This is a genomic window from Microbacterium oxydans (genome assembly GCF_026559675.1).
Taxonomy (GTDB): domain Bacteria; phylum Actinomycetota; class Actinomycetes; order Actinomycetales; family Microbacteriaceae; genus Microbacterium; species Microbacterium oxydans_D.
Map to the genome: position 1 here is coordinate 3,434,375 of NZ_CP092891.1, position 15,131 is coordinate 3,449,505.

18 protein-coding genes are annotated in these 15,131 nt (G+C 70.5%); 11 read left to right on the forward strand and 7 right to left on the reverse strand.

What is annotated here, in order from left to right; translation table 11 throughout:
• Positions 1-13 precede the first annotated feature (13 nt).
• Both MME74_RS16620 and murQ read right to left on the reverse strand, forming a co-directional pair.
• Complete coding sequence (locus MME74_RS16620) at positions 14-1,195, reverse strand: anhydro-N-acetylmuramic acid kinase (RefSeq protein ID WP_267416212.1); 1,182 nt, start codon at positions 1,193-1,195, stop codon at positions 14-16.
• Complete coding sequence (gene murQ, locus MME74_RS16625) at positions 1,195-2,100, reverse strand: N-acetylmuramic acid 6-phosphate etherase (protein ID WP_267416214.1); 906 nt, start codon at positions 2,098-2,100, stop codon at positions 1,195-1,197. The genes MME74_RS16620 and murQ overlap by 1 nt, the downstream gene beginning before the upstream one ends.
• Positions 2,101-2,214: 114 nt before the next feature.
• On the opposite strand from murQ, the gene MME74_RS16630 reads away from it, so the two are divergent.
• The 3 genes from MME74_RS16630 (at position 2,215) to MME74_RS16640 (ending at position 3,811) form a co-directional block, all read left to right on the forward strand.
• Positions 2,215-3,102, forward strand: coding sequence for a MurR/RpiR family transcriptional regulator (locus MME74_RS16630; RefSeq protein WP_267416215.1), 888 nt, complete (start codon positions 2,215-2,217; stop codon positions 3,100-3,102).
• Positions 3,103-3,222: 120 nt separating this feature from the next.
• Positions 3,223-3,549 carry a hypothetical protein gene (locus MME74_RS16635; RefSeq protein WP_267416216.1) on the forward strand — a complete coding sequence of 109 codons (327 nt, stop codon included), beginning with the start codon at positions 3,223-3,225 and terminating at the stop codon, positions 3,547-3,549.
• 4 nt (positions 3,550-3,553) lie between these two features.
• A complete protein-coding gene (locus MME74_RS16640) occupies positions 3,554-3,811 on the forward strand; it encodes a hypothetical protein (RefSeq protein WP_267416217.1) in 258 nt (85 codons plus the stop codon).
• A 42-nt stretch (positions 3,812-3,853) separates the two neighbouring features.
• On the opposite strand, the gene MME74_RS16645 is transcribed toward MME74_RS16640, so the two are convergent.
• Both MME74_RS16645 and pyrE read right to left on the reverse strand, forming a co-directional pair.
• Positions 3,854-4,762: an ROK family protein gene (locus tag MME74_RS16645; protein WP_267416218.1), complete on the reverse strand. Its 909-nt coding sequence runs from the start codon at positions 4,760-4,762 to the stop codon at positions 3,854-3,856.
• Positions 4,759-5,319, reverse strand: coding sequence for an orotate phosphoribosyltransferase (gene pyrE, locus MME74_RS16650; RefSeq protein WP_267416219.1), 561 nt, complete (start codon positions 5,317-5,319; stop codon positions 4,759-4,761). Before pyrE ends, MME74_RS16645 begins: the two co-directional genes overlap by 4 nt.
• 74 nt (positions 5,320-5,393) lie before the next feature.
• Here pyrE and MME74_RS16655 point away from each other — a divergent pair, with 74 nt between their 5' ends.
• Both MME74_RS16655 and MME74_RS16660 read left to right on the forward strand, forming a co-directional pair.
• Positions 5,394-6,239 carry an exodeoxyribonuclease III gene (locus MME74_RS16655; RefSeq protein WP_267416220.1) on the forward strand — a complete coding sequence of 282 codons (846 nt, stop codon included), beginning with the start codon at positions 5,394-5,396 and terminating at the stop codon, positions 6,237-6,239.
• A gap of 43 nt (positions 6,240-6,282) precedes the next feature.
• Positions 6,283-7,092 carry a Cof-type HAD-IIB family hydrolase gene (locus MME74_RS16660; RefSeq protein ID WP_267416221.1) on the forward strand — a complete coding sequence of 270 codons (810 nt, stop codon included), beginning with the start codon at positions 6,283-6,285 and terminating at the stop codon, positions 7,090-7,092.
• A 13-nt stretch (positions 7,093-7,105) separates the two neighbouring features.
• Here the strand turns inward: MME74_RS16660 and MME74_RS16665 are convergent, their stop codons facing one another.
• From MME74_RS16665 to MME74_RS16675, 3 genes are read right to left on the reverse strand one after another with little or no spacing between them, the layout of a single operon-like run.
• A complete protein-coding gene (locus MME74_RS16665; protein WP_267416222.1) occupies positions 7,106-7,741 on the reverse strand; it encodes a dihydrofolate reductase family protein in 636 nt (211 codons plus the stop codon).
• Entirely contained in the window at positions 7,738-8,430 is a 693-nt protein-coding gene (locus MME74_RS16670) for a winged helix-turn-helix transcriptional regulator (RefSeq protein ID WP_267416224.1), read from the reverse strand. The genes MME74_RS16665 and MME74_RS16670 overlap by 4 nt, the downstream gene beginning before the upstream one ends.
• Before the next feature lies 1 nt (position 8,431).
• On the reverse strand, positions 8,432-8,869 hold the full coding sequence (locus tag MME74_RS16675) for a VOC family protein (protein WP_267416225.1): 438 nt from the start codon (positions 8,867-8,869) through the stop codon (positions 8,432-8,434).
• A 151-nt stretch (positions 8,870-9,020) separates the two neighbouring features.
• Between MME74_RS16675 and MME74_RS16680 the strand changes: the two genes are divergently transcribed.
• The 6 genes from MME74_RS16680 (at position 9,021) to MME74_RS16705 (ending at position 15,099) form a co-directional block, all read left to right on the forward strand.
• The gene (locus MME74_RS16680; RefSeq protein ID WP_267416226.1) at positions 9,021-10,283 is read left to right on the forward strand and encodes a sensor histidine kinase; all 1,263 of its coding nucleotides are present in this window, start codon (positions 9,021-9,023) and stop codon (positions 10,281-10,283) included.
• A complete protein-coding gene (locus tag MME74_RS16685) occupies positions 10,280-10,987 on the forward strand; it encodes a response regulator (protein ID WP_267416227.1) in 708 nt (235 codons plus the stop codon). Before MME74_RS16680 ends, MME74_RS16685 begins: the two co-directional genes overlap by 4 nt.
• A gap of 10 nt (positions 10,988-10,997) precedes the next feature.
• The gene (locus MME74_RS16690) at positions 10,998-11,636 is read left to right on the forward strand and encodes a class I SAM-dependent methyltransferase (protein ID WP_267416228.1); all 639 of its coding nucleotides are present in this window, start codon (positions 10,998-11,000) and stop codon (positions 11,634-11,636) included.
• Positions 11,637-11,678: 42 nt separating this feature from the next.
• The gene (locus MME74_RS16695; RefSeq protein ID WP_267416229.1) at positions 11,679-12,851 is read left to right on the forward strand and encodes a benzoate/H(+) symporter BenE family transporter; all 1,173 of its coding nucleotides are present in this window, start codon (positions 11,679-11,681) and stop codon (positions 12,849-12,851) included.
• A 278-nt stretch (positions 12,852-13,129) separates the two neighbouring features.
• Positions 13,130-14,014, forward strand: coding sequence for an ABC transporter ATP-binding protein (locus MME74_RS16700; protein WP_267418603.1), 885 nt, complete (start codon positions 13,130-13,132; stop codon positions 14,012-14,014).
• A complete protein-coding gene (locus MME74_RS16705; RefSeq protein WP_267416230.1) occupies positions 14,011-15,099 on the forward strand; it encodes an ABC transporter permease in 1,089 nt (362 codons plus the stop codon). Before MME74_RS16700 ends, MME74_RS16705 begins: the two co-directional genes overlap by 4 nt.
• Positions 15,100-15,131 lie beyond the last annotated feature (32 nt).

The following is a 15,131-nucleotide window of genomic DNA, read 5'->3' on the forward strand; positions in this document are numbered from 1 at the left end:
GACCCCGTGGCGGTCAGGCCTCCGTCAGCACCAGGGAGTCGATCGACGCGACCGGCTCGGGCATCTCCAGCGGTCCGACACCGGGAGTGATGGTGCCGAGGATCCGCGGTTCGCGCGCACCCGTGCCGCCGGGGACGATCGCCGGGACGCCGTGCAGCGTCGACCAGCCGATGAGCGCGAGGAGGATCGCCTCCTTGCTGTCGGCAGCGGCGCCCAGCTCGTCGGCCAGCACGACCTCGGTCGCGGGGAGGGCGGCGCGCAGTCCGTCGAGGATCAGCGGGTTGCGGCATCCGCCGCCCGACACGGCCAGGAACCCGATGCCCGCGGCCTCGACGTCGCGCGCGACCGTGCGGACCGTGAGCTCGGTGAGGGTGCGCACGACGTCGGCGACCGGGATCTCCCGGCCCTGCGCGGCGAGGTGCTCGTGCACGTAGCGGAGGTGGAAGTGCTCCTTGCCCGTGCTCTTGGGCGGAGTGAGGGCGTAGTACGGGTCCTCGAGCAGAGCCGTCAGCAGCGCCTCGTCGACCTGCCCGGTGCGGGCGATCGCGGCGTCGTCGTCGTAGCCGAGCGGGTTGAGGCCGTGCTCCACGATGACGGCATCCACCAGCGCGTTCGCCGGACCGATGTCGTAGGCGACGAGGCCGTCTTCGCGCACCACGGTCATGTTCGAGATGCCGCCGAGGTTGAGGGCGGCGGAGACGCCGGCGCGCGAGCGCAGCAGCAGCTCGTCGAGGAACGACACCAGCGGGGCGCCGTGTCCACCGGCCGTGATGTCGCGGATCCGGATGTCCGACACCACGGGGGCGCCGACCTTCTCGGCGATCCAGGCGGGCTGACCGATCTGCAGAGTGCCCAGCGCGTGCGCGCCGTCGACCCAGTGGTACACGGTCTGCCCGTGCGAGCACACCGCGTCGACCCCGCCGACCTCGGCGGCGATGTCCGCCGCGACCTCCGCGAACGCCTGCCCGATGAGAGTGTCGAGCTCGCACACCTCGGCGAGCGTCGTCTGTGCGGGCGGAAGGGCGGCGATCAGCCGCGCCCGCAGCTCGGGGGCGTAGGGCACGCTGGTGGCCGCGAGCACTGTGCCGTGCAGATCCACGCCGTGGGCGGTGAAGCCGCCGTTGGTCGCGAAGTCGACGACGGCCGCGTCGATGCCGTCGTGCGAGGTGCCGGAGATCAGTCCGAGGACACGCATCAGTTCTCCTCCAGTGCGGTGCGCAGTCGACCGTCGGCCGCGTCCAGTCGTGCGGTGGCCGCGGCGAGGTCCTCACCGCGGCGGATCATGATCGACGCGATCTTCACGTCGTAGGCGGCAGCCTCCAGTGCGGTCACGGCCGTGTCGCGGTCGACATCCGCGATGGTCTCCACCATCCGGATCGCCCGCTCGCGCAACTTGTGGTTGGTGGCCTTCACGTCGACCATCAGGTTGCCGTAGGCCTTGCCGTTCCGCACCATCGTGATGGTCGAGAACATGTTCAGCACCAGCTTCTGGGCGGTGCCGGACTTGAGCCGGGTCGAGCCGGAGAGCACCTCGGGGCCGACCTCGACCTCGATGCCGTGCTCGGCCGCTGCGCTGAGGGCGGTGCCGGCGTTGCACGACAGACCGATGCTGAGCGCTCCGAGCTCGCGGGCTCGGCGGACGGCGGCGATCACATAGGGCGTGCGCCCGCTCGACGCGATGCCGATCACGGTGTCGAGCGGTCCGATCCCCGCGGCGTCGATGGCCGCGGCACCCGCCTCCGCGTCGTCCTCCGCCCCCTCGACGGGGTTCACGATCGCCCCAGGGCCGCCGGCCATGATCGCGAAAACCAGCTCCGGCGGGGTGCTGAACGTGGGCGGGCACTCCGAGGCGTCGAGCACGCCGATGCGGCCGGGGGTCCCTGCGCCGACGTAGACCAGGCGTCCCCCCTGCGCCATGCGCGCGGCCGTGGCCTCGATCGCCGGCACGATCTGCCCGAGTGCGCGCTGCACGGCGGCGGGAACCCTGGCATCCGCTTCGTTCATGGTCTGCGCGAGTTCCGCGACGCTCATCAGGTCGAGTTCCGCGTACCGGGGATCGCTCGCTTCCGTGGCGAGCCCGCCGAGATCCTCCATGGTCATCGCTTCCTGATCTCCTCGCGATGCCGCCCGCTCGATGTGTATGAAAAGTACACGCGGACCGCTTCTGATGTAACAGTCGTTCCCCTAGTGTATGAGACATCGATCGGAGACCCCATGCCCCCTGAAGCCGTCGGCGCGCATCCCGTGCTCGTCCGCATGCGGGCGCTCCGCCCCGAGCTGCGTCCGAGCGAGCAGCGGATCGCCGATCTGTTCCTCTCCGACCCGGCCGGCACGGCGGGGCTCTCGGTAGCCGAGCTCGCGCAGCGCTGCGACACCTCGACCACCTCGGTCGTGCGGTTCTGCAAGCGTCTCGGCTACGAGCACGTGCGCGAGCTGCGCAACCACGTGCTGCGCGACGTGGAGCGCGAGACGTTCGACACCGCGGCGCTCCCCGCCGTCTCCGGAGACATCGACCGCGACGACACCCTGGCCGACATCGTCGCCAAGGTCTCGCTCGCCGAGACCCTGTCCCTCGCCGACACCGCCAAGGTGCTCGACACCGAGTCCCTCCGCGCCTCGGTCGAGGCCATCACCGCATCGAGCCGCGTCGACATCTTCGGCGTCGGCGCCAGCTCCATCGTGGGGCTCGACCTGCAGCGCAAGCTCACCCGCATCGGGCGCACCGCTCTGGAGTGGTCCGACCCGCATGCCGCCTGGACCTCGGCTGCCACGCTCGGCCCCGGCAACGTCGCGATCGCGGTGTCCCACAGCGGTGCGACCACCGACACGATCGAGTTCCTGCTCCTCGCGCGCAGTGCCGGGGCGACGACCATCGCCCTCACGAACCATGCGGGCGCTCCGCTGGCCGACCACGCCGACCTCGTGCTGACGACCGCGGCTCGCGAGACGGGCTTCCGCTCCGGCGCGCTGGGAAGCCGGATCGCCCAGCTCATGGTGGTCGACTGCATCTTCATCGGGGTCGCCCAGTCGAACTACGACCGCTCGATGGAGGCGCTCCGCGACACCTTCGCCGCCGTGCACCGCGGGCGGAAGACGAGCTGACCACTCCTCCACATTTCATGACGTCTGCGACCTCTCCACGGATGCCGGAATTCCGGCGATCGCCACCCTGGAAGCGGCGTAACGTCTCCTGCATACCCGCACACGGCAAGGAGAGCACTCGTGACCACGGACACCATGACGATCGTGATCAGCGCGATCGGCATCGTCCTCACCGTGAGCACGAGCCAGTTCGCCGGGGCGGCCTGGATGGTCCGCCGCATCGATGCCGTGGACGACAAGCTCAACGACCGGATCGACGCCGTCGAAGAGAATCTCAGCAGGCGCATCGACGCGGTCGACGAGAATCTCAGCTCCCGCATCGACGCGGTCGACGACAAGCTCAGCTCCCGCATCGACGCGGTCGCCGCCGACGTCACCGACCTCAAGATCTCCGTCGCCCGCCTCGAAGGACCCCCGCGACACCTCCTCACCGTCGGACGGAGCTGAGATCGTGGCCACGGACACCCTGACCATCGTCATCAGCGCGATCGGCATCGTCCTCACTCTCGGCACGAGCACGTTCGTCGGTGCCTCCTGGATGGTCCGCCGCATCGACGCCGTCGACGAGAAACTCAGCAGCCGCATCGACGCCGTCGCCGAGAATCTCAGCTCCCGCATCGACGCGGTCGCCGCCGACGTCACCGACCTCAAGATCTCCGTCGCGCGCCTCGAGGGACCCCCGCGACACCTCCTCAGAGCCAGCCGCTGACGCCTCGACGACGAGACGACAGAGCGCCCGCGCGGCGCCGCGTCAGCGGAGGGCGAGCGCGAGGGCGGCGGCGCCGATCAACGGCCCCTCGTCGCCCAGACCCGATCGCACCACCCGCGTACGGCGAGAGTACTCGTGCACGGCGCTCGCGGTGAGGGCGTGCTGCACGAGGTCGATGTAGTCCGGAGACACGCGCGAGAAGCCGCCGCCGATGGCGACGACGTCGAGGTCGACGAGGGTCGCGGCGTCCGCCAGCGCCTCTCCGACCGCGCGGGCCGAGCGTTCGATCGCCGAACGGGCGATCGCATCCCCCGCCGCCGCGTCTCGAGCGAGATCCTCACCCGTGGCTCCGCGCCATCCCTGCGCCTGCGCCCACGCGGCGCTCGCCGGCCCCGAGGCGATCTCCTCGAGAGTGAGACCGTCCTCACGGCGGACCTGGCCGAGGTGCCCGGCGTTGCCGGTGGCTCCGGGGACGTACGAGCCGTTCACCACGAAACCGCCGCCGACCCCGGTCGACACGACGATCGACAGCGAAGCACCAGCACCCTGCGTGGCGCCGAGCCAGGACTCGGCGAGCGCGAGCGCTCCTCCGTCGTGCCCCAGGACGGTGGGGACGTCACGGCCCATGACCGTGGACGCGGCGGCGTGGACGGCCTCGGTGAGACCGAAGCCGCGGGCGAGCGGCATGTTGACCGGCAGGATCGCACCAGCGGTCCGGTCGACGGGACCGGCGCTGCCGATACCCGCCCCGACGAGCTCGGCATCCGCGGGGAGCGCCGCGAGCGCGTGCTCGACGATCGCGATGACCGCGGCGTCCAGCGACGCGAACGTGGCCTCGCGACCGGTCGCCTGGCGACTGCGGCTGCCCTCGACGAGCACACCGTCCTCCGCGACGAGCGCGGCCTCCATCTTCGTGCCGCCGACGTCGACGGCGAGGGCGTGGCGCGTCACTGGGGGTCGAGCCCGAGGTCGTCGAGGTCGAAGGCTGCGCGCCATTCGAGACCCTCGGCTTCGATGGCGGCCTGCGCGCCCGTCTTGCGGTCGACGATCACGGCGACCGCGACGATCTCGGCGCCTTCGCGACGCAGAGCCTCGACGGCCTTGAGCGCGGACTGCCCGGTGGTGGAGGTGTCTTCGAGCACGACGACGCGCTTGCCCTTGACGTCGGCACCCTCGATCTGGCGACCGCGGCCGTGGTCCTTGGGCTCCTTGCGCACGACGAACGCGTCGAGCGGGGTACCGGCCGCGACCGAGGCGTGCAGCACCGAGTTCGCGATCGGGTCGGCACCGAGAGTGAGGCCACCGACGGCCACCACGTCGAGGTCGCCGATCAGGTCGAGCATGATCCGGCCGATCGCCGGGGCCGCCCTGTGGTCGAGTGTGAGCTTGCGCATGTCGACGTAGTACGTCGCCTTCTTGCCGCTGGAGAGGGTGAAGTCACCGTGGAACACCGCCTCGTCCTTGATGAGGTCGAGGAGTGTCTGGCGGTCTGCGTCGAGTGCGGTCACGGCATCCAGTGTAGAAGGCGCGAGCACGGTCGTCCGCGGCGGCTCGTGTCGGATGCCGCAACTAGGCTGGACGTATGCGCTTGGCCACCTGGAACGTCAACTCCATCCGCACCCGCGTCACCCGTACCGTCGAGTTCGCCGTCCGTGAGGACATCGACGTGCTGGCGATGCAGGAGATCAAGTGCAAGCCCGAGCAGTTCCCCTACGGACCGTTCGAGGAGGCCGGCTACCACGTCGAGGTGCACGGCCTGAACCAGTGGAACGGTGTCGCCATCGCGAGCCGCCTGCCCGTCACCGACGTGCGCACGTCGTTCGACGGGATGCCGGGTTTCGCCAAGGGTCATGAGGGCCCGGATGCGCCGCTCGAGGCCCGCGCGCTCGGCGTGATGGTCGACGGCGTGCGCGTGTGGAGCCTGTACGTGCCCAACGGCCGTTCGCTGGAGGATCCGCACTACCTCTACAAGCTGCACTGGCTCGAGCAGCTGAAGAAGTCGACGGCTGCCGAGCTCTCGGCGAACCCCGACCTTCCGCTCGCCCTGGTGGGCGACTTCAACATCATCCCGTTCGACGTCGACAACGGCGACCCCGACATCGTGATCGGCCGTTCCACGCACGTCTCCCCGCAGGAGCGCGATGCGTTCTTCGCCTTCCAGGACGCCGGGGTCACGGATGTGGTCCGCCCGCTCATCCCCGAGGGCTTCACCTACTGGGACTACCAACGGCTGAAGTTCCCCCGCAACGAGGGCGTCCGCATCGATTTCGTCCTGGGCTCGCGCATGCTGGCCGAGGCCGTGACCGGCGCGTCGATCCACCGTGACGAGCGCAAGGGCGAGCAGCCCAGCGATCACGTCCCGGTGGTCGTCGACCTCGATTTCGGCGGCACCGATGACGACGACGACATGCCGATGATCTTCTCCTGACGCCCCACCCGTTCGCTGCGCGAGCGAAACGAGACGAAACGCCATGACCATCCGACTGATCGCCACCGACCTCGACGGCACTCTCCTCGACTCGACGTCCACCGTCACCCCGCGCACGCGGGCGGCACTCGACGCGGCCCGTGCCCGTGGAATCCACGTCGTCCCGGTCACGGCACGGCAGCCGATCGGTCTGCGGGCCATCGCGGCCGACGCCGGGTTCGAGGGATGGGCGCTGTGCAGCAACGGCGCCTATGCCGTGCGCCTCGACGACGGACGGATGCTGTTCGCCGAAGAGCTTCCGTCCGACACGATCCGCGCCCTCGCCGAGGCACTGCGCGCCAGCATCCCGGGGCTGCTGTTCGCGAGCGTGCGCGATGCCGGCGAGACGTTCGTCGCCCAGGACGGCTACGCCGCGATCGCCCAGCTCGCCGACCATAAGCGCGACCCGGCGACGATGGGCGGTGTGCCGCTGGACCAGGTGCTCGCGGCCCCCAGCCTGAAGTTCGTGATCCGGCATCCGGAACTCGCCCCGGACGCGCTCTTCGACGCGCTGCGGTCGCTCGGGCTGACCGGCTTCGAGGCGACGCTCTCGGGAGCCCCCTTCGTCGAGGTCATGGCAGAGGGCGTCACCAAGGCCACGGGCCTCGCCCGGCTCTGCGAGCACCTCGGCATCGACCGCGCCGACGTGGTGGCCTTCGGCGATGCGCTCAACGACGTCGAGATGCTCCGCTGGGCGGGCCGCGGTGTCGCGATGGCCGGCGCCGAGCCCGTCGTGCGCGAGGCCGCCGACGAGACGACCGCCTCGAACGATGAAGACGGTGTGGCGCAGATGATCGAGCGGCTCCTCGGCTGAGTTCCCCCCCGTTTCAGTCGAACGTCCCGACCTCCGGCACCCGATCGGTGCGCCCGTAGCGGAGCAGCGTCACGCCGCCGTCGTCGGTGATCGGCTCCTGGAGCAGTTCCAGCACCGACGGGAGGGCACGGTCGTCGAAGACCTTCTTGCCCGCGCCGAGCAGGATCGGGTACACCCAGAGGTTCAGCTCGTCGAACAGTCCCTCGGCGAGCAGCGTGTGCACGAAGTCGAGGCTGCCGATCACGTGCACCTCTCGGTGGGCTGCCCGCATCGCGGCCACCTCGGCGGCCAGGTCGGCGCCGACGCGCGTGCTGCCCTCCCAGCCGAGCGCGATGTCGGCGTCCCGGGAGGCCACGTACTTCGGCACCCGGTTGAAGAGCGTCCCGATGTCGCCCGACTCCCCCTCGGTGTGATGCGGCCAGTACGAGGCGAAGATGTCGTAGGTGCGCCGCCCGAGCAGCAGCGCATCCAGGCCGCGCATCCCCTTCTCGATCTCGGGGCCGACGCCGGACGACGGATGCCCGGCCTGCCAGCCGCTGAAGCGGAACCCGCCGGAGGTGTCCTCATCGGTACCCCCGGGCCCCTGTGCCACACCGTCGAGAGATGTGAAGAGGTCGATCAGGATGCGACCCGATGTGTGGTCGTTCATGTCATGCTCCCTACTGTCATTCGTGCGATGTGGAAAGTCGCGGCGAACGAGTCCAGCATCGACTCCTCCCCGCGGACGACGGCGACGACGTCCTCCGCCAGCGCCTCCGCCGGCGTGATCTCGCCGCCGATCAGACGGCGGACGCCCGGACCGGCGACGATCACCGCATCCGGCTCCCCCTCGGGAAGGCGACCGCCGACGGGTGGCGCCGGAGGCGCGAGCTGCGCGACACGGAGCTCGCCGTCGCGCACCGACGCGCGGAGGGCGACGTCGCCGACGTGCAGCTCGTACTCGGCATCCGCCGCGGCATCCGCCTGGAACGCCGTGCGCAGGGCCATGGTGAGCGAGTCCGGGGTGACGACGTCGCCCTCCTCCGGATCGCCCATCGCCTGGAAGCCCCAGCGGCCGAGAGCGAGCATGATCGGCTCGAACGACCGGCCGTACGGGGTGAGCTCGTACACGAGGCCACAGTTCAGCAGGGGAACCCGGCGGACGACCCCGCCCTCCTGCAGCTCCTTCAGCCGCGTGGACAAGATGTTGGTCGGAATGCGCGGCAGCCCCTGCTTGAGGTCGGTGTAGCGACGGGGCCCGACGAGCAGATCGCGGACGATGAGCAGACCCCACCGCTCCCCGATCAGCTCGACGGCCGTCGTCACACCGCAGTACTGGCCGTAGCTGCGCGCTGCCACGTCAGGCCGATGCCGTGGAGTCGGCCACGTGATCCGGGCCGTTCTCCACGGCCTCCGGGGTCATGTAGAGGAAGCCGAGCGAGTTGCCGTCGGGGTCGTCGAGGTCGCGGGAGTACATGAACCCGTAGTCCTGCACGGGCTTCGGCTCCGCACCGCCCGCGGCGAGGCCCTTCTCGAGGATCGCGTCGACGTCCTCGCGCGAGTCCCGGCTGAACGCCACCGACACCTGGGCGACCTCGTTGGGATCGGCGATCGGCTTGTCGGTGAAGGTGGCGAAGAACTCGCGCTTGAGGACCATGAAGTAGATGTCCTCGCTCCACACGATGCACGCGGCGTTCTCGTCGGTGAACTGCGGGCTGATCTCGCAGCCGAGCGCCGTGTAGAACGCCTTGGCGCGCTCGAGGTCGCTGGTGGGCAGGTTGACGAAGACCTTGGTCATGATGACTCGTTTGTCGATTCCGGATGCCGAGTGGTCATTCCTGGATGTCCACAAGCTTGCAAAAAACAACCAAGCTTGTCAATAGCAAGTAGAGAATCCATCCGCCGCACGGGGGATGCGGTCCCGGCAGCCTCCGCCCTACGGTGGAAGGATGCCCGCCCCGTTCATCCGCACACCGACCGAGCGCGAACGGCGGAGCGACATCGTGCTCGCGGCGGTCATGTTCGTGGGGGCCGTGCTGAGCGCGGGCCTCTCCTCGATCGCCGAGGTGTGGGGCGACGAGCAGGCCCCGCTGTGGACCGCCCTCGTGTACGCGGTCGTCGTCTGCGCTCCCCTGGCGGTCCGACGCCGGTGGCCCGGCACGGTCGCGATCATCGTCGTGGCCGCCTACTTCACCGCCGTGACGATCCGCATCCCGGAGATCTACGTCGGCAACATCGCGATGTTCATCGCCATCTACACGGCCGGCGCATGGATGAACGACCGCCGCCGCGCGATCATCGTCCGCGTCGGGATCATCGTCAGCATGTTCGTGTGGCTGCTGATCACCATGTACCGCGACGCGATCCGCGAGGCCGACAAGGCGGACGTCATCGCCGGCGCCATGTCGCCCTACGTGGCTTTCATGCTCATCCAGCTGCTGCTGAACGTGCTCTACTTCGGCGGGGCGTACTACTTCGGCGAGCGCTCCTGGGCGGCAGCCGTGCAGCTGGCCGTGCTCGAGCAGCGCACCGCCGAGCTGGAGCGCGAGCGCGAGGTCACCGCGGCCCAGGCCGTCGCCCTCGACCGGGTGCGCATCGCCAGGGAGCTGCACGACGTCGTCGCCCACCACGTCTCGGTCATGGGCGTGCAAGCGGGAGCCGCGCGCCTGGTGCTCGAGCGTGATCCGGCCGAGTCCGCGCGCATCCTCACCGGCATCGAGGGCTCTGCCCGCGACGCGATCCACGAGCTGCGTCAGCTGCTGGAGACTCTGCGGACCCCCGGAGGAGAGACGACGGATACCGCCTCGACCCTCGCCCTCGACGACATCGCCGAACTCGTCGACGCCTCGACCGAGGCGGGACTGCCGACCGCCTACACGGTGATCGGCGATCCGGCGCCCGTCCCGTCGCTCATCGCCGTGAATCTCTACCGCATCGCGCAGGAATCGCTGACGAACGCCCGCCGTCACGCCGGCCCCGATGCGACCGCCGACGTCCGCGTGCGCTACGACGACGATGGCGTCGAGGTCGAGATCGTGAACACGGGGCGCCCGGTCGCCCAGCTGCGGCCCGGGCTCGGCCAGCTGGGGATGCGGGAGCGCGCCGCGGCCTCCGGAGGCACGCTCGAGGTGACCCCCCGACCGTTCGGCGGCCTGCGTGTGCGCGCCCGTGTGCCCTTTCCCATCGCGAGCGAATCGAGCATGAACCGATGAGCACCCCGATCCGCGTGCTGCTCGTCGACGACCACGCCCTGCTGCGCGCCGGCTTCCGCACGATCCTCGATACCCAGCCCGATATCACCGTGGTCGGCGAGGCGTCGTCCGGAGCGGACGCCGTGGCGCAGGCATCCGCTCTCCTCCCCGACGTCATCACGATGGACGTGCAGATGCCCGACATGGACGGCATCGAGGCGACCCGGCGCATCGTCGCGGACCCGGCGGTCGGCGCGGCCATCGCGATCGTGACGACCTTCGACCGCGACGACTACCTCTACCAGGCGCTGGATGCCGGAGCCAGCGGCTTCCTGCTGAAGAACGCCGGGGCGGAGGATCTGATCGGCGCCGTCCGCGCCCTCGCCGCGGGCGACGGGATGCTGGCGCCCGAGGTGACCCGGCGGGTGCTCGCGCGCTTCGCCGCGACAACGGCGGAGCAACCGGCGTCTGTCCCGGCCTCATCGGTCCCGGTCGCGACGGCGGGCGTTCCGGTCGCGAAGGTGTCCCTCGCCGAGCCGCTCACCGAACGCGAGGCCGAGGTGCTCACGCTGCTCGCGGACGCCCGGAGCAACGCCGAGATCGCGCGAGCGCTGTTCATCGGCGAGGCGACCGTGAAGACGCACGTCTCACGCGTCCTGCAGAAGCTCGGCGCCCGCGACCGGGTGCAGGCCGTCGTCCTCGCGCATCGCATGGGCCTCGCCTAGGACGACAGCCGTGACCGAGTACTGGAACCACAACGCGGCGTACCACGGGTGGATCATCAGAGCCGTCTCGGGCGCACATCGGCGCGATGCCCTCGACGTCGGATGCGGCGAAGGGCTCCTCCTGCAGCGACTCGCCCCCGGGTACGACACCGTGACCGGCATCGAGCCCCACCCGGGAACAGCCGAGCGCGCGCGGGCGCGACTCCGCGACATCCCGGATGCGACCGTCGTCCTCTCCGACTTCGCGGACTTCGACGCGGGCGACCGACGGTTCGACCTCCTCACGTTCGTCGCGACCTTGCATCACATGGATACGCGCTCGTCGCTGGCGAAGGCCGTGACGCTCCTCCGCCCCGGCGGGAGGCTGCTGATCGTCGGACTCGCCGCCGACCGCACGCCCGCGGACTGGACCCTGTCGGCCCTCGCGCTGCCGTGGGCGCGGCTCGGGTCGATGCTCCACCGCGAGTCGCGCGACATCGGCGTCCCCACCGCCGCGCCCACCGAGAGCATCGCGGACATCCGCTCCCTCGCCCGCGATCTGCTCCCCGGCGCCCGCCTCCGCCGCGGGATCTACTACCGCTACCTGCTGTCCTGGACGAAGCCGGCACCGACGCCGAGCGAGACGCCGGGTGGGCCGACCGGACGGTGAGGGTCGTCCCGCACACCGGCACCCCGCGATAACCTCGGAGCCATGCCCGACGCCGCGCCCCTGTCCCGCCCGATCATGGCGGGGGTGGTCACGGCCCTCGTCGGATTCACGAGTTCCTTCGCGGTCGTACTGACCGGGCTCGACGCCGTCGGGGCGAACGCGCCCCAGGCGGCCAGCGGACTCCTCGCGGTCAGCCTCATGATGGGCCTCGCGTGCGTGGTGCTCGCCTGGCGGTACCGGATGCCGATCACCGTGGCGTGGTCCACTCCCGGCGCGGCGCTCCTGGTGGCGACCGGCACCGTCGACGGCGGCTGGTCCGCGGCGGTGGGCGCGTTCCTGGTGACCGCGGCGCTGATCCTGCTCACGGCGCTCTGGCCGGCGCTCGGCGCCCTGATCGCCCGCATCCCGCCGTCGATCGCCCAGGCAATGCTGGCCGGCGTGCTGCTGCCGCTGTGCCTCGCCCCGATCACGGGGATCGTCACGAATCCCTGGGGCGTGATCCCGGTCGTGCTCACCTGGCTGGTGTTCGCGCGCCTGGCGCCCCGGTGGGCGGTGCCGCTCGCGTTCGTGGCCGCGACCGTGGTGGTCGCGGTCTCCCTGATCGGTGAGGGTGCCGCATTCGATCCGCGCGTGCTGCTGCCGCACCTCGAGTTCACGACGCCGACGTTCACGGTCGGCGCCCTCGTGGGCCTCGCGCTCCCGCTGTTCATCGTGACCATGGCCTCCCAGAACGTGCCGGGCATCGCGATCATGCGCAGCTTCGGCTACGAGGTGCCCTGGCGTCCGGCCATGCTGGTCACCGGACTGGGCACCGCGGTCGGAGCCACCGCGGGCGGGCACGCCATCAACCTCGCCGCGATCAGCGCGGCCCTCGCCGCTTCGCCGGATGCCGACCCCGATCCGAAGCGGCGGTGGGTGGCCGGCGTCTCGACCGGGGCGTCGTACCTCGTGCTCGGCGCGTTCTCCGCCGCGTTCGCCGCTCTCGTGGTGCTCGCACCCGCCGCCGTGATCCCCGCCGTCGCCGGTCTCGCGCTGTTCGCGGCGTTCGGCTCGTCGGTGCAGCAGGCGATCGACGAACCGGGCGAGCGCATCCCCGCCGTGGTGACCTTCCTGGTGGCCGCATCCGGCATCGCCGTGCTCGGCGTCAGCGCCGCGTTCTGGGCCCTCGTCGCCGGCCTCCTGGTCCGCACGGTCCTCCACCCACCCCGCCCCTGACCCCCTCTCTCCCCTCTCCCCCCTCCCCCCTCCCTCCCCCTCCCTCCTCGTCACCGTCGTCGAGTGCACGAGTACTCGACGAGCGCACGGCGGATATGCGCCGGGCTCCCGTGCACTCGGCGACATCCCGTGCACTCGACGCCTGAGGGAGGCAGCAGGGAGGCAGCAGGGAGGCAGGAGGCGGGGGCTCCCCCGGGTGGGTGATGCCGCGGGGTCCGCCGTGCGGGGGATGCCCCGGGGAGGGGCCCGGTCGTAGCGTGAGAGACATGACGACAGGAATGCTCGAACTCTCCGGCATCACCAAGAGCTACGGCTCTCGGCGCGTGCTCGACGACGTGTCCTTCACGGTCGCCCCCGGGCGCCTGACGGGCTTCGTCGGCGGCAACGGCGCCGGCAAGACCACCACCATGCGGATCGTCCTCGGTCTGCTCTCCTCCGACGGGGGAAGCGTGAAGCTGGATGGCGCGCCGCTCACCGCCGAGGACCGCCGTCGCTTCGGCTACATGCCGGAGGAGCGCGGCCTCTACCCGAAGATGAAGGTGCTCGAGCAGATCGTCTACCTCGCCCGCCTGCACGGCTTCGGCAAGTCGGACGCCACAGAGCGCGCGACGGCCCTGCTCACGGAGCTCGGCCTCGGCGAGCGGCTGAACGACACGATCGAGTCGCTGTCGCTGGGCAACCAGCAGCGGGCGCAGATCGCCGCCTCGCTCGTGCACGATCCCGAGGTGCTCATCCTCGACGAGCCGTTCTCGGGCCTCGACCCGCTCGCGGTCGACGTGGTCGCCGGCGTGCTGCAGTCCAGCGCGGCCAAGGGCGCATCGATCCTCTTCTCCTCCCACCAGCTCGACGTGGTCGAGCGCCTGTGCGACGACCTCGTCATCCTCGCCGGAGGCACGATCCGCGCGTCCGGCTCCCGCGACGCACTGCGCGCCGAGCACGCCCACGACCGCTACGAGCTGGTCTCGGCCGGAGACGCCGGCTGGCTGCGCACCGAGCCCGGCGTGACGGTCGTCGACTTCGAGGGCGGCTACGCGCTGTTCGACGCGGACGGCCCCGAGACGGCGCAGCGCGTGCTGCAGTCGGCCGTGCAGCGCGGCGATGTCGCGAGCTTCGCCCCCAAGCATCCGTCCCTCGCGCAGATCTTCAAGGAGGTCATCCAGTGAGCACCCCCACCCCCGCCCGCGGCTCCAACGGCATCTGGCTCGTCGCCGAGCGCGAGATCGGATCGAAGCTCCGCAGCAAGGCCTTCCTGATCTCCACCGGCATCCTGCTGGTGCTCGCGCTCGCTGGCATCATCCTCGGCGGCTTCGCGAGCAAGAACACCGATACGACGCCGATCGCCGCGACCGCCGAGACCGCGTCCGCCGTGTCGGCCATCCCCGGGGTTGAGGTGACCGAGGTCGCCGACCAGGCTGAAGCCGAGAAGCTCGTGCGCGACGACAAGGTCGACGCCGCGGTGCTGGAGGGCGACGGACCCTCGGGCTACACGATCATCGCCCTGCAGGATGCTCCGGGCTCGATCGTCTCGGCACTCTCGATCTCTCCCGAGGTCGTCATCCTGGAACCGGCGACGACGAACCCGCTGCTGCGCTACTTCATCGCGATCGCCTTCGGCCTCGTGTTCATGATGGCCGCGGCGACGTTCGGCGGCACGATCGCGCAGAGCGTCGTGGAGGAGAAGCAGACGCGCGTGGTCGAGGTCCTGCTGTCCGCGATCCCGGCCCGCACGCTGCTCGCCGGCAAGGTGATCGGCAACACGGTGCTGGCGATGGGACAGATCCTCGCCCTCGCGGCGGTGGCCACGATCGGGTTGATCGTCACCGGTCAACGCGAGGTACTCACGACCCTCGGAGCCCCGATCATCTGGTTCGCGGTGTTCTTCCTGTTCGGCTTCATCCTGCTCGCGGCGATGTTCGCGGCCGCGGCCTCGATGGTGTCGCGCCAGGAGGACATCGGATCCACGACCACTCCGATCACGATGCTGATCATGGCCCCGTACATCCTGGTCATCGTGTTCAACGACAACCCGCTGGTGCTGACGATCATGTCGTACGTGCCGTTCTCGGCCCCGGTCGGCATGCCGATGCGCCTGTTCGTCGGCGAGGCGCAGTGGTGGGAGCCGCTGTTGAGCCTGGTCATCCTGCTCGTGAGCTGCGTGGCCGCGATCGTGATCGGCGCGAAGATCTACGAGAACTCGCTCCTGCGCATGGGCTCGCGGGTCAAGCTCTCCGAGGCGCTGCGCGGCTGACGCGCACGAGAGAAGCCCCCTGCTCCGCATCA